This is a genomic window from Kitasatospora sp. NPDC051914, assembly GCF_040680995.1.
In the GTDB taxonomy this organism is placed as follows: domain Bacteria; phylum Actinomycetota; class Actinomycetes; order Streptomycetales; family Streptomycetaceae; genus Kitasatospora.
This window is the reverse complement of sequence record NZ_JBFAXX010000001.1, coordinates 256,520-268,706: the sequence shown is the minus strand read 5'-3', so window position 1 is coordinate 268,706 and position 12,187 is coordinate 256,520. Positions and strand designations below refer to the sequence as shown.

16 protein-coding genes and 1 pseudogene are annotated in these 12,187 nt (G+C 72.8%); 11 read left to right on the top strand and 6 right to left on the bottom strand.

Going from position 1 to position 12,187, the window contains the following annotated elements; genetic code table 11:
- Nucleotides 1-155 precede the first annotated feature (155 nt).
- Complete coding sequence (locus AB0M03_RS01365; protein ID WP_363487076.1) at nt 156-740, top strand: hypothetical protein; 585 nt, start codon at nt 156-158, stop codon at nt 738-740.
- A gap of 56 nt (nt 741-796) precedes the next feature.
- Here the strand turns inward: AB0M03_RS01365 and AB0M03_RS01360 are convergent, their stop codons facing one another.
- A complete protein-coding gene (locus tag AB0M03_RS01360; RefSeq protein WP_363487074.1) occupies nt 797-1,066 on the bottom strand; it encodes a hypothetical protein in 270 nt (89 codons plus the stop codon).
- Nucleotides 1,067-2,148: 1,082 nt separating this feature from the next.
- Between AB0M03_RS01360 and AB0M03_RS01355 the strand changes: the two genes are divergently transcribed.
- On the top strand, nt 2,149-2,748 hold the full coding sequence (locus tag AB0M03_RS01355) for a sortase (RefSeq protein ID WP_363487072.1): 600 nt from the start codon (nt 2,149-2,151) through the stop codon (nt 2,746-2,748).
- A 94-nt stretch (nt 2,749-2,842) separates the two neighbouring features.
- On the top strand, nt 2,843-3,580 hold the full coding sequence (locus AB0M03_RS01350; RefSeq protein ID WP_363487070.1) for a class F sortase: 738 nt from the start codon (nt 2,843-2,845) through the stop codon (nt 3,578-3,580).
- An 11-nt stretch (nt 3,581-3,591) separates the two neighbouring features.
- Here AB0M03_RS01350 and AB0M03_RS01345 read toward each other — a convergent pair whose 3' ends face one another.
- Nucleotides 3,592-4,335 (bottom strand): class I SAM-dependent methyltransferase, encoded by a 744-nt coding sequence (locus AB0M03_RS01345; RefSeq protein WP_363487068.1) that lies wholly within the window; start codon nt 4,333-4,335, stop codon nt 3,592-3,594.
- 187 nt (nt 4,336-4,522) lie between these two features.
- Here AB0M03_RS01345 and AB0M03_RS01340 point away from each other — a divergent pair, with 187 nt between their 5' ends.
- Nucleotides 4,523-4,885 carry a cupin domain-containing protein gene (locus AB0M03_RS01340; RefSeq protein ID WP_363487391.1) on the top strand — a complete coding sequence of 121 codons (363 nt, stop codon included), beginning with the start codon at nt 4,523-4,525 and terminating at the stop codon, nt 4,883-4,885.
- Between the two features lie 182 nt (nt 4,886-5,067).
- Nucleotides 5,068-5,463 carry a hypothetical protein gene (locus AB0M03_RS01335; RefSeq protein WP_363487066.1) on the top strand — a complete coding sequence of 132 codons (396 nt, stop codon included), beginning with the start codon at nt 5,068-5,070 and terminating at the stop codon, nt 5,461-5,463.
- Nucleotides 5,464-5,500: 37 nt separating this feature from the next.
- Here AB0M03_RS01335 and AB0M03_RS01330 read toward each other — a convergent pair whose 3' ends face one another.
- Nucleotides 5,501-6,070 carry a DinB family protein gene (locus AB0M03_RS01330; RefSeq protein ID WP_363487064.1) on the bottom strand — a complete coding sequence of 190 codons (570 nt, stop codon included), beginning with the start codon at nt 6,068-6,070 and terminating at the stop codon, nt 5,501-5,503.
- Between the two features lie 105 nt (nt 6,071-6,175).
- Between AB0M03_RS01330 and AB0M03_RS01325 the strand changes: the two genes are divergently transcribed.
- The 4 genes from AB0M03_RS01325 (at nt 6,176) to AB0M03_RS01310 (ending at nt 8,716) form a co-directional block, all read left to right on the top strand.
- The gene (locus tag AB0M03_RS01325; protein ID WP_363487062.1) at nt 6,176-6,826 is read left to right on the top strand and encodes a tetratricopeptide repeat protein; all 651 of its coding nucleotides are present in this window, start codon (nt 6,176-6,178) and stop codon (nt 6,824-6,826) included.
- A 58-nt stretch (nt 6,827-6,884) separates the two neighbouring features.
- Nucleotides 6,885-7,454, top strand: a complete 570-nt coding sequence (locus AB0M03_RS01320) for an AAA family ATPase (protein ID WP_363487060.1) — start codon at nt 6,885-6,887, stop codon at nt 7,452-7,454.
- Between the two features lie 44 nt (nt 7,455-7,498).
- Nucleotides 7,499-7,891 (top strand): S26 family signal peptidase, encoded by a 393-nt coding sequence (locus tag AB0M03_RS01315; protein ID WP_363487058.1) that lies wholly within the window; start codon nt 7,499-7,501, stop codon nt 7,889-7,891.
- 222 nt (nt 7,892-8,113) lie between these two features.
- Nucleotides 8,114-8,716, top strand: a complete 603-nt coding sequence (locus tag AB0M03_RS01310; protein ID WP_363487056.1) for a hypothetical protein — start codon at nt 8,114-8,116, stop codon at nt 8,714-8,716.
- A gap of 66 nt (nt 8,717-8,782) precedes the next feature.
- Here AB0M03_RS01310 and AB0M03_RS01305 read toward each other — a convergent pair whose 3' ends face one another.
- Nucleotides 8,783-9,865, bottom strand: coding sequence for an SDR family oxidoreductase (locus tag AB0M03_RS01305; RefSeq protein WP_363487054.1), 1,083 nt, complete (start codon nt 9,863-9,865; stop codon nt 8,783-8,785).
- Between the two features lie 67 nt (nt 9,866-9,932).
- Nucleotides 9,933-10,514 carry a TetR/AcrR family transcriptional regulator gene (locus tag AB0M03_RS01300; RefSeq protein ID WP_363487049.1) on the bottom strand — a complete coding sequence of 194 codons (582 nt, stop codon included), beginning with the start codon at nt 10,512-10,514 and terminating at the stop codon, nt 9,933-9,935.
- Nucleotides 10,515-10,663: 149 nt separating this feature from the next.
- Between AB0M03_RS01300 and AB0M03_RS01295 the strand changes: the two genes are divergently transcribed.
- Nucleotides 10,664-11,014: an NIPSNAP family protein gene (locus AB0M03_RS01295; protein WP_363487047.1), complete on the top strand. Its 351-nt coding sequence runs from the start codon at nt 10,664-10,666 to the stop codon at nt 11,012-11,014.
- An 84-nt stretch (nt 11,015-11,098) separates the two neighbouring features.
- Here AB0M03_RS01295 and AB0M03_RS01290 read toward each other — a convergent pair whose 3' ends face one another.
- Nucleotides 11,099-11,929, bottom strand: coding sequence for an isocitrate lyase/phosphoenolpyruvate mutase family protein (locus AB0M03_RS01290; protein ID WP_363487045.1), 831 nt, complete (start codon nt 11,927-11,929; stop codon nt 11,099-11,101).
- Between the two features lie 49 nt (nt 11,930-11,978).
- Between AB0M03_RS01290 and AB0M03_RS01285 the strand changes: the two are divergent.
- Nucleotides 11,979-12,101: pseudogene (locus AB0M03_RS01285) on the top strand (Ada metal-binding domain-containing protein); the annotation flags it as partial.
- Nucleotides 12,102-12,187 lie beyond the last annotated feature (86 nt).

Here is a 12,187-nt window from a genome sequence, read left to right as displayed (position 1 = left end):
GCCTCGCCGCGTTGTCGTCGGTCGCCGATGGCCCCCAGCCTCCGGCCGGGAGGTGCCCCCACCGCATCGGCTCCCTCCTCCGCCTTGCGATGCGCGCACCCTGACGCCGCAGGCTGATCCGACAAGATCCGTAAGACACGCCCTAGCCTGGCGGGATGGCGATCCACGGCTTCGCGACCACCGAGTTCCAGCTCGTGCTGCTGCGCCGCATGGCCGACTTCCACCCGGAACTGGTGGAACAGGCCGTGCGGCGGCTGGGGGCGACGCGCGCCGAGATGCGGGAGGCGAACAAGCGCTGGCAGGCCCTGCTCCGCTCGAGCCGCTTCCCGCACGGCGCCCGCCGCTACGCGGCCGTCCTCGGTCCGCCGGAGGCGGTCCTGCCGCGGAGGATCGGCGATCTCGACTGCACGGTGCAGCACTGGGCGCTGCCGCTCTGGCCCGAGCTGCGGTTCGAGATCCTGCTGGGGCCGGCCGGCGAGGCGTCCCCGCCGTGGAACGAGTGGCTGGTCCGCGCACCGGGGGAACCGCCGCCGACGCTCCGGACGCTCTCCGACCTCACCCCGTGGAGCTGCGTCGTGGCGGACGTCGCGGCCGCCTTCCCGCCCGCCGTCCCGCGGGAGGGCAGTGCACCGACCCGGTGGCAGCTCGACTTCACCGCCCCGGACGCCACCGGCCGGCCGCAGGCCTGCACCGCCGACTTCACCTGGGGCCTCCTGCAGGAGGTCCGCATCGAAGCCTGAACGGGGTACGCAGCTTCGGACGCCGAAGCCCCGGGGGCGCGAAATCGGCCTGTCCGTCAGTCGCTCGCGCCGTTCCCGGGGCCGAAGGTCGTGTCGAGGAAAGCAAGCCAGGCCGCGTCGACCCGGTCGGCATGGGAGTCGTCCGCCAGCGGGTCCAGTAGCAGGCCGCGCAGGACGGCGAGCGCCAGGGTCGCCGGCACCGGGGTGCCGGCCAGAACGCGCTCCAGCGGCGGCAGCCACTCCTGCAGGGAGGCGGAGCTGAAGTCCTGCCAGGGCGCGGAGTGGTCGATGGCCCGGACATAGCCTTCGAAGAAGAGTCGGAGCATGGTGCGGTGGTCTGCCGCCGGGCGCAGCGGCCGTACACGGTGACCGGCCCGACCTGGGCGGCGAAGGAGTCGGCCACCCGGCCCTGCCCGTCCGGCAGTGCCACGCCCGCGTACGTCCGGGAGGCGGGGAGCAGTTCGAACAACCGCTGTCGGGTGAGTGCGCCGGCCAGTGGCTGGGCGGGGCTCTCGCGCAGGTGCAGGGTGTCGAAGACCCGTACGGCCGACTCGCCGTCACCCAGCGTCCGGGAGTGTTCCCGGTAGACCCGCATGACCTCGTGCAGCTGCTCCTCGACCTCTGCCAGGCAGCGGCGTTCGACCAGTTCGGCCTGTCGCCAGTCGTCCTCGTGGAGCACCAGGTCGTCCGCGGTGCCGTCCGGGGGTGCCAGCGGCGGCAGCTCGGCGCAGATCGTGGGCAGGGAGAAGGCGACCTCCTGCGGGTCGACCGTCCGGAGCCGGCGAAGCGTCAGCACCGTTCGGCCGGCGGCCAGGGCCGCGGTCCGGTCGGCCGGTGCCGCGTGCAGCACCTCCCACGGCTCCCCGGCGAGGTCGAGCCGGGTGTCCGGCTCGAAGGACTCCGGGAGCTGCGCGGCGGGCAGCTCGGTGCGGCCGAACGGCCGGCCGTCCGCCGCGTCGACGAACACGACTTCGATCAGTCCGTCGTCAGGCATTCGCGCATGCTACCGAGCCGTGCGCGACCGCCCGCCACCACGTTTCCGGCGCTGGAACCCGGGCGCCGTCGAGCCCTCTCGCGGGGGCGTGCAAAACGACCGTCGACCCATCGCGCCGGGCAGGCACGGACCGGTCGGGCGGCACTCGGGCCGCCCGGAATCCGTGGTGCGCGCCGGGAGGGGCTGATGCCCCGTCACCCATTGGCGGAACCGGCCGTCGGTTTCCGGCCGCTCCCGGTCTCTCTGTGCTGACCTGCGCAAACGGCGGCAGTGGCCGCCGCGCCACGCCCGACCGGACGGCACAGGTGGCAGTCCGTCAGGTTGCGGGGCTGACGACCTGTCGGTTTCCTCGGGCACAGGGCACGGAACAGGCGCTGGACAGCCCGGCCGCGTGCCCGCTCGGAGGAAACACCTATGCACATTTCACGCGTCGTCACCGGTTCCGCGGCCCTGGCCCTGGGCGCCCTCGCCCTGGCCGTGCCCTCGGCCGCGGCCGAGGACTCCGGCTTCACCATCAGCCCCAGGAGCGCGAGCCCGGGCCAGACCGTCACCGTCAGCACGACGGCCTGCGGGCCGGACGTCACCTACGGCAAGGCCTTCTCCGATTTGACCGGCCAGATCAACCTCCTCGCGGGCGACCAGAAGGGCACCCTGGTCGGGACGTTCCAGGTGCCGGAGGACGCCGCGCCCGGCGACAGCGGAATCACGGTGAAGTGTCCGCCGCGGATCCAGATGACGGACACGCTCACGATCATCCCCCGCCCGAGCGATGCGGCCGCGGCCGGTTCCGGAAGCGCAGCGGACGCCGACCCCCACCCGAGCGGTGCGGCCGCGGCGGGTTCCGGAAGCGCAGCGGGCACCGACCCTCGCCCGAGCGGTGCGGTCGCGGCCGGTTCCGGAGGCGCAGCGGACGCCGACGGCAGCCAGGTCGCACTGGGCGGTGTGCTGCTGGTCGGCGCCGTGGCTGGCGGTGCCGTCAAGATCCGCCGCCGTCTCGGTGCCGCGCGGGTCTGAACGGCCCGCCGCCGTCGCACCGGCGCCCCGGACGCCATCGGCCCGGGGCGCCGGGCGCATCCCGCCCACGTACGCGAACAGGGGCCTGACCTGTATGGACGCCGCGCACCGCACCCCGCTTCCCAAACGCTCGACCGCGCCTTCGACCGTCCTGGTGGTGTGCGCGCTCGCGATCGGCAGCTGGCTGGTGGGCCACGGCGCCCACGCCGAACGACCGCCGCAGCCCTCACCGGCCCAGGCCTTCCCCACGCCCGGCCTCCCCGCCCCCGCCGCACCCACCTCCGCCGGGCCCGCCGGGGCTTCGCCGACTGCTGCCGCCTCGGGTGCCGCTTCAGGTGCCGACGGGTCGGCCGCGTCCGCGCAGGTCCAACCCCTGCCGCCGTCCGATCCGGCCGGCGTCCGCATCCCCGCCATCGGCGTGGACGCCCCCCTGGCGAAACTGGACCTCGACGCGACGGGCGCACTGCAGCCGCCGCCCCCGGACAACCCCCGCCTCGCCGGCTGGTACGGCGGCGGCCCCACCCCCGGGTCGACCGGCACGGCCGTCATCACCGGCCACGTGGACACCCGCTCCGGGCCCGCGGTCTTCTTCCTGCTCGGCGCCCTCACCAAGGGCAGCACCATCGAGGTCGACCGCACCGACGGCCGGACGGCGGTGTTCACCGTCGACGCCGTCGAGTCCTACGCGAAGAAGGACTTCCCCGACCAGAAGGTCTACGGAAACTCCGGCCTGCCCGAACTGCGGGTGATCACCTGTGGCGGCGTCTACACCAAGGCGGGCGGATACGAGAACAACATCGTGGTCTACGCAACACTCTCCGCCGTCCAGTAGCTCCGCAACGGTCAGCTCCTGGTCGCCTCGATGAGGACGCAGATGGGCCGGTCGAGGTAGTCCTGCCACCGGTCGGCGTCCGGCCGCGCCGCGGCCTGCGGGGAGAGCTCGGGCATGACCCACCGGATGTCCCGGAAGCCGGCGGCCGCCAGAGCGTCGTCGAGCACGGGGCGGCTCCAGTAGTGGATGCCGAATTCGGGGCTGTCGGCATCCGGGGAGTCGAAGCGGAACGTGAATCCGTCGCCGTCCTTCAGGGCGTGGGCGGGAAAGCGGAAGTCGATTCCGTAGGGCCGGTAGTAGCCGGGTGCCGTGGAGATCTCCGGATTGAGCTGGTGGGTGACGAACCGGCCGCCCGGTGCGAGATTGCGGCTGATTCCCCGGCACATCCGGTCGAGGTGCTTGCGGTCGGTGCTGTAGTGCAGGAGGAAGGCGCCGAGGGCTCCGTCGAACGGCGCGATCTCCTCCAGTTCGGCGGCGTCCCGCACCAGGTACTCCACGCCGAGGGGCTCGTTCGCCTCGGCCTCGTTCGCGATCCGCACCATCTCCGGCGACAGGTCCACCCCGACCACCCGACGTGCGCCGCGGCGGCGCATCGCCCGCGTGTAGATTCCCGTCCCGCAGCCCACGTCCAGCCAGTCCTGGCCGGTGATGTCGCCGAGGAGCTTGAAGACCGAGTAGAACTCGATCGGCACGCGCGTGGGGCTGAGATCGGCCGTCCGGTCGTACCGGTCGGCGAAACGGTCGTAGTCAGCCATTGCCGTCCTTAGATCTCGCGGGTGCCCCACCCTGGTGGGCCGGCTCCATGGTGACCCGGCCGCGCCACGCCTGCAGGACGGGCCCACGGTGATCCGCGGATGCCTCTGCAGCCGCTGCGCATCGCCGCGGCCCCGCTCCCGTACGATCGGACGCCTTCCGAGCCGATCAAGGAGCCCTTCGTTGGAGATGTTCCGCTTCGACCGAGCCGAGCAGGTCATCGATCGGTTCGGCAGCACCGGGGCCACGGCCACCCGGATAGCCGCGGGCGAGGGCGCCGTCCACCTGGCCTGCCTGACCGTCGAAGCCGGCGGCATCGTCGGAGCCCATCCCGCCCCGGTGGACCAGCTCTTCCTCGTGGTCGCGGGCGAGGGCTGGGTGGCAGGCCCGGACGGCCGCCGGATCCCCGTGTCGGCGGGCGACGGCGTCCGCTGGGAGGCCGGCGAGGTGCACGCCTCCGGCACGGCCACCGGTCTCACGGCCCTGGCCCTGGAGGGGCCGTCCCTGGACGTCTTCACCGGCAGGGCGGGTGGGCCCGGCCGCCCGTCCTGATGTCTGCCGGGCTTGAGTCGTCGGCGGGTGGCGCGGCGTGGGCCGAACGGGCGACGGGCCGCAACATCGGCGGCGGTCGGTCGTTCTGACGGTCGTGGCTGCCGTGGCTGCCGTGGCTGCCGTGGCTGCCGTGGCTGCCGTGGCTGCCGTGGCGCACGGACGAGGAACGGGAGGAGACCGTCGTGGGTCGAGTCGAGCGGGCGGTCGCCGTCGGGTGCGCGATCGGTTCCCTTGTGCTGGTGACGGCCGCTCCCGCCGCCTCCGCGGGGCGCCGCAGCAGCAATGCCTGCACGCACAACTGGTCCGGGCCGCAGGTGTGCATCGAGATCGAGGGCCACGACGACTGGGCCTCCCGGCTGCGCGTCCGCTGGATCGAGCCGCCGTCCGGGAAGGACGCGGCCGAGGCGGTCCTCCACGAGGGCGACGAGCAGCGCGAGGTGCACATCCGGATGCCCGGACGCCGTCAGGGCAAGGAGATCGTGGCGGAGTGGACCGACATCCGCCTGTCCTGGGGCAAGGTCTGCGGCAGCTTCGCCGGGCTCAACGTCTGGGCCTGCCAGGACGTCTACGGCAAGTGACGGCCCCGGCCGGGCCGTTCGCCCGACTGCCGCCCCGTCACTGGCCCACGCGTCCGTCGACGCGCTCGCGCAGCAGGTCGGCGTGGCCGCAGTGCCGGGCGTACTCCTCGACCCTGTGCACCATCAGTTCCCGGATGGCGATGCCGTCCTTGCCGACCCGCTCGCCCAGGTCGGGGTGCTCGGCCAACGCTGCGTCGGTCGCGGCCTGTTCGCGCTCCAGATCGGCGTACGCGGCGTCGACCACGGCCTGTTCGGCGACCGCGTCGTCGAAGTCCGCGTCCCGCCGGCCGTAGAGCTTCGGCAGCGGGTCGGCGTCGGTGATCCAGTTGCGCCAGTCCCGTTCCACCTCGGCGAGGTGCCGGACGAGGCCGAGCAGTGACATCGTCGACGGCGGGACCGACCGGCGGGCCAACTGCTCCGCGTCCAGGCCCTCGCACTTCATCCGCAGGGTCAGGCGGTAGTTCGCCAGGAAGTCCTGCAGGGTCGCGAGCTCACCGTCCGGACTGGGACCTTCGCTGTTGCGGGGGTCGTCGTCCGGGTCCACCCACATGTCGGGGTAGACGGTTGCCTCGCTCCATCGCGCGGGTCGGTCACTCATGCGTCCCATGATCGTCCGTGCCGGGCCGGCCCGCCACTGAATTCACGCCGGGCGTGGGACGCGCGCTGCCCGGCTCTGGAGATCGTGCTTGACTGCGGTCGATACGATCGCCGCATGACAACGGATGCGCGCATCGAGCAGGCCCAACTCCTCTACGAGCGCGCTGTCTTCGGCGGCGACACCGGTGCACTGGCGACGGCCGATCTCGGTCTCGACGCCGCCGAGGCCGACCTCGCCCTGGCCCGTGGCCGGGTGATCCACGCCCGGTTCCTGGACGAGCGGGTCGAGAACGCGTCGGAGCTGGTGCTGTTCGAGCGCGCGGCGGAGCTCTACCGGAAGCTCGGTGACGTCCGCGGCGAAGGCGAGGCCCTGTTCTGGGTCGGCACCTTCCACCAGGTGGTCCGGGACGACACGGAAGCCGCACTGCCCGCCTTCGACCGCGCTCTCGACCTGGCAACCGGGGCCGACGACCGGCTGACCGTGTCCTACGTCCTGAGGCACCTCGGTTTTGCCGAGCACATGGCCGGGCGGCTGGACGAGGCCCGCAGGCACCTCGAGGAGTCCACTCGTCTGCGCCGGGAGCTCGGATTCCTGCCGGGAGTCGCGGCGAACCTCATAGGGCTGGCCCACCTCGCCGCCCAGCAGGAACGGCGCGACGACGCCGTGTCGCTCCTCCGGGAGGCAACGGAGCTGGCCGAAGCCACCGACGCCCACGGCGTCATGCGCTGGGTGGCAGGAGCCCGCAAGGAGCTCGAACTGCCGTAAACCCGCAGAAAACTCGAGCACCGTCCGGCGCGGAGCCACGGCATGTGATCATGTCCACATGGCACCCGGACGGATCGTCTTCCTCAACGGCACCTCCAGCTCGGGGAAATCGAGCATTGCCAGGGAGCTCCTGCACATCCTGGACGACGGCCTCTTCTTCCACATGGCGGTCGACGACTTCAACGCGATGCGCAGCAGGCGGGAGCTCGGGGCCGAAGAACTCGACGCCGCACTTCGGCGGACCAGGATGGGCTTCCACCGCTCGATCGCGGCCATGGCCGAGGCGGGCAACGACATCGTGGTCGACCATGTGCTGAGCGAGCCCTGGCGATTGCTCGACTGCCTGGCGGTGCTGCGGCCCGAGGACGTCCTGTTCGTCGGCGTGCACTGCCCGCTCGACGAGCTGACCCGCCGCGAGCTGGCGCGGGGCGACCGTCCGCCGGGGCTGGCGGCCCACCAGTACGACCTGGTCCACAGCCACGGCGACTACGACCTGGAGTGCGACACGAGCTCCGCCGGTGCACGCGAATGCGCGCAGCAGATCAAGGAGTTCCTCCCGCGGCGCCCCACCCCCACCGCCTTCACCCGCCTCCGCCGCCGCCTCCTGTCGGGTTCCCGGGAACGGTGACGGCCTGAGGCGTTCCCGTTCCACGGGTGGGAGAGCGATATTCGGTGGGCCGGTTCGGCCGGATCTGCCACGATCGCCGGATGGGTGCATTGGATGCCGTGGCCGCCAGGGTTGCCGGCGGGGCCACCGTCGGGTTCCGGCCCAGCGGTTCGTCGATGGTTCCGCTGATACGCAGTCGGCAGCCGGTGGTCGTCGCACCGGTCGACCCGTCGAAGCTGGTCGTGGGCGACATCGTGCTCGCCCGCGTCGCGGGGACGGTGTACCTGCATCTGGTGTCCTCCGTCGACCCCGCCAGGAAGCGCGTGCAGATCAGCAACAACCGTGGCCGCATCAACGGTTGGACCAACCACGACCGGGTCTTCGGCATCTGTGTCGCGGTCGACGGTGTCCCCCGGGCCGGTACCGCCGGGAAGACCCGGGCTGCCGATCAACCCTGAGCACGCGCAGGACGCGGCGGCAACCGTACGCCGTCAGGAAGAAGTCCCCCCCTGGTTCGGACTCGGTCCACGGAAGCAGGCCGCGGCAACGGCTTCCTGGAAAGGAGATGTTGCGGCCCACTTCGTCGACTCCGCCGACCGCTGATCACCGACGGACCGTGAGGCCTGTTCCGGGGGCGCCGGGCCCGGCGTGATCCCGGAGACAGGCCCTATGGTGATCCAATGGACCTGGGGGCGGTACTCATTGCGATCACCGGTGTGGCCGGCACGTTGGGCGGTGCCCTGCTCACCCAGCGGGGCGCGGACCGGACCAAGAGGCGTGAGCTCGAGATGGGCCACGCCATCCAGGAGGCCCGTGAGAACCGTGAGCTGCGGCGGCGGTGCTACACCGAACTCCACCGGGATGCCAGGCAGTTCACCACAGCACTGAGCCGTCACCTGTACGCCGTGCGGGATCGTGCGCCCGGGGAGGAGGACATCCGGGCGCTGGAAAGCGCCAAGGACGCCCACCGGGACCGCTGGTCCGAGACCCTGATGATCGCCCCCGACACCGTGATCGGTCCGGCCAACGAGCTGAACGATGCACTGACCCGGGTGTACGGGCAGATCAAGCGTTTGGAACAGGGAACCCCCCGGCAGGGCGAGACCCTGCGGTCGGCCGCCGAGGCGCAGCACGCACTCTGGCCCCTGATACGTGCCACCAGAGAGGCGATGCGGGGCGATCTGGGTGTCACGGGCGCTGCCCCTTGGCCCCGGTCGAGCTCGCCCGACGACCCGGCGATGATCGGCGACTTCGAGGAACCGTCCGGCGCCCGGGACTCCTGAGGCCTCTCTCTCCGGCGACGGCGGGTCCATCGGTACGCACGGTCTCGGCCCGTCGGCGGATGAGTGCTACCCCCCGATCGGGGCGGGGGCGGCGCCGGGGAAGCGGTCGGTGACGATGCGTGCGGCCCAGTCCTGGACGAGTCGCCGGACCGGCGGGTGGGCCAGGCCGGCGGCGCGGGCGAGGGCGTCGGCCGAGGCGGTGTCGTAGGTGTCCTCGGCGAGGAAGGTCAGCGTCTCCGGGTCGACGCCGGTCAGGGCCCGCGGCAGGCGTCGGACCAGACCGACCGGCAGCAGGAGCCGTGGTGGCCGGACGCCGAGCCGGTGGGCGGCGAGGGCGACCAGTTCGGGCAGCGGCGGGGTGGCCGGGTCGAGGACGGTGTGCACGTGGAGCATGCCGTCGTCGTACCGGGGGACGGCCGCCAGGAAGGCCGCGAGGTGGTCCACGGCGAGCACGGGCACGACGGTGCGGCGGCTGCCGGCGAGGGCCGGGAGGCGGCCGGTCCACAGCTGTTCGACGAGGGTGGCGAGGCCGAGGTACTGGCCGGCTTCGCCGGTTCGGGAGTGGCCGATGACGGCGCCGGGGTTCACCACGGTCAGCGGCACGCCGAGCTCGGGTGCCAGGGTGCGGACCGCGATGTCGCCCTCGGTCTTGGAGGCCTCGTAGGCGCCGAGGGTGCGGTAGAGGCGGTCGGCGTCGGCGGGCGGCAGCGGATGCCGCAGGCCCGCCGTGCGGCCCACTCGGTAGCCGGAGAGGTGGATGTGGCGTCGCAGGGCGGGTCGTTCGGCGGCCCAGCGCAGGGGGTGGAGGGCTCCGTCCACGTTGGCGGTGCGGGCGTCGGCCCGGGTGAGGCCGAAGGCGTACCGGGCTGCGAGGTTGACGGTGTCGCGGACGCCGGCGAGGAGTTCGCCGTCGTGGCGGGAGAGGCCGAGGCCGGGTCGGGTGATGTCGGCGGCGACGGTGGTGAGCCGGTCGGCGAGTGCGTCCGGTGACGCGCCGTGGGCGGTGAGCCAGTCGCGCAGCCCGGTGTCGCGGGCGGCGCCTCCGCGCAGGCCGATCGCGACGTGCTCGCCGCGCTCGAGCAGCTCGAGGACGTACCAGCGGCCGATGAAGCCGGTGGCGCCGAGGACGAGGGTGCCGGGGTGGGTCATGCGATTCCTTTCACTGGACCGGTCTACATATTCCATGGCCGGAAGCGGCCGGGCGAAGGGCCGCCGGTCAGGCGGCCCCGGGGGCGAGCAGGAGTTCGGCGGCGCGGGCGGCACGGTCCAGCGGCACGCGGCTGTGCGAGACCCGGGCGAGTAGCAGCGCGCCCTCCACCAGGGCCAGCACCGCGCCCGCCGCGGCATCGGCGGCGGCCCGGTCGCGTCCGTGCCGGACGAGCATCCAGGCCAGTTCCTGCTGCCAGGTCTCGTACGCGTCCGCGCACACCCTGCGCAGGCCCTCGTGGCCGGCCGCCGTCTCCAGGGCGACGGTGGCGATGGGGCAGCCCTTGGCCCAGTCGGACTCCGCCATGCGGTCGCCGAGGGCGTCCAGCAGGCGTCGCACCACCTCGGCCGGGTCGGCGTCGCCCTCGGCCGCGCCTTCGATCAGCGCACCGATGTCCTGGCCGGCCTCGGTCAGCGCCAGGGCGACCATCTCGTCCTTGCCCGCGGGGAAGTGGAAGTACATCGAGCCGCGCGGGGCTCCGCTCGCGGCCAGTACGTCGTTGAGGCCGGTGCCGTAGTACCCGCGCTCCTCGATCAGCGCACGGGTCGCCTGCACCAGCCGGCCGCGCGTCTCCTCGCCCTTGGCTCCCACGCCGTTCAATGTAGACCGATCGTCATAATCCTGTCCAGCCGACAAGGCCGCAGCGTTCGCGCCGCCGCCCTCCGGCACGGCTGCGCTCGCCATATGCTCGTCCGCTGCCGGGGGCTGACGGTCAGCCACACCTCCGGGGGGAACCGCGCATGATCGTCGAAGTCCGCACCTACCGCCTCAAGCCCGGCACCGGGGAGGAGTTCGTCCGGGTGATGCGCGAGGAGTCGGTGCCGCTGCTGGAGCGGGCCGGGATCACGGTGCTCGGCTGCGGGGCCTCGCTGTTCGCGGAGGAGGGGCACGAGGAGGCGTACCTGATCCGCTCCTTCGCCTCGCCGGCGGAGCACCGGGAGCAGGAGCAGCGCTTCTACGACAGCGCGGCGTGGATCGGCGGCCCACGGGAGGCGATCGTCTCCCGGATCGAGCAGTACCACACGGTGGTCTTCGAGGCCGACGAGGCGGGCGTGCAGGCCTTCCGCGCCACCGCTGCCGGGAGCTCCTGAGCCGACCTGCGGAGACGAGCGCGCACACGGCCGTGCCGGGAAGGGACGCACGCCCTCCCCGGCACGCCGGTGACGGTGCCGGACTCAGCCGCGCATCAGGGTGTTGAACTCGTTGTAGTCCACGGCATCGGCCAGGCTCTCGTAGGTGCCGGTGGCGACCAGCTCGGAGGCGACCCGGCGGACGACCGCGTAGGCCGCCTCGGCGACGGAGGAGCCGAGGCTGACCCGGGCCACGCCGAGCTCGGACAGCTCGGCGACGGTCGGGGCGCCGGGGCCGGCGAGGATGTTGACGGGGGCGGGGATGCCCTCGGTCAGCGCGGCGACGGTCTCCGCGTCGGTGACGCCGGGCACGAAGATGCCGGTGGCGCCAGCGTCGAGGTAGGCGCGGGCGCGGTCCAGCGTCTCCTTGACGCGGGTCTCCTCCGTCCCGACGGCGCGCAGGTAGGTGTCGATGCGCGCGTTGATGTAGAGCGGGACGCCGGCCTCGTCGGCCGCGGCGCGGGCGGCGGCGATCCGCTCGGCCTGCTCCTCCACCGGCCGCAGGCCGGGGGTTCCGTCCGAGGACGCGTCCTCGATGTTGACGCCGACGGCGCCGGCGGCGATGACCTGGGCAATGGTGTCGGCGACGTCGGCAGGGGTGGCGCCGAAGCCGCTCTCGATGTCGGCGGACACCGGAATGGAAACGGCGTCCACCACCCGACGGATCAGTGCGACGGCCTGGTCGCGGTCGAGGTGGTTGCCGTCCGCGGCCCCCAGACCCCAGGCGACGCCGGCACTGGTGGTGGCGACGGCCTTGGCGCCGGCGGCCTCGACGAGGCGGGCGCTGGCGGCGTCCCAGGCGTTGGCCAGGGCCAGCGGGGCGGCGGAGTCGTGGAGGGAACGGAACAGCTGAGCGTTGTGGTGCTGTGCAGTCATGTCGGGCATTAGACCAGCGCCGACGGACGGTTCGCCGGCAGATTTGCGACACTGCCGTCCCAGTTGTCCGGGGGTTCCGCCCAAGGACGAGAACATGACGTTCCGTCCGAATGCCGCCTCTGCGCAACAGGCGGGATTCCGCGCGTGCAAACGCTGCCGGCCGGACGCGAGCCCCCCGGCGATCCCATCCGACCCCTCCGTCCGCCCTGCATCTGACCCCGGGCGTGATCCTGCTGCCGCAATCGCCCTGTACGCAAC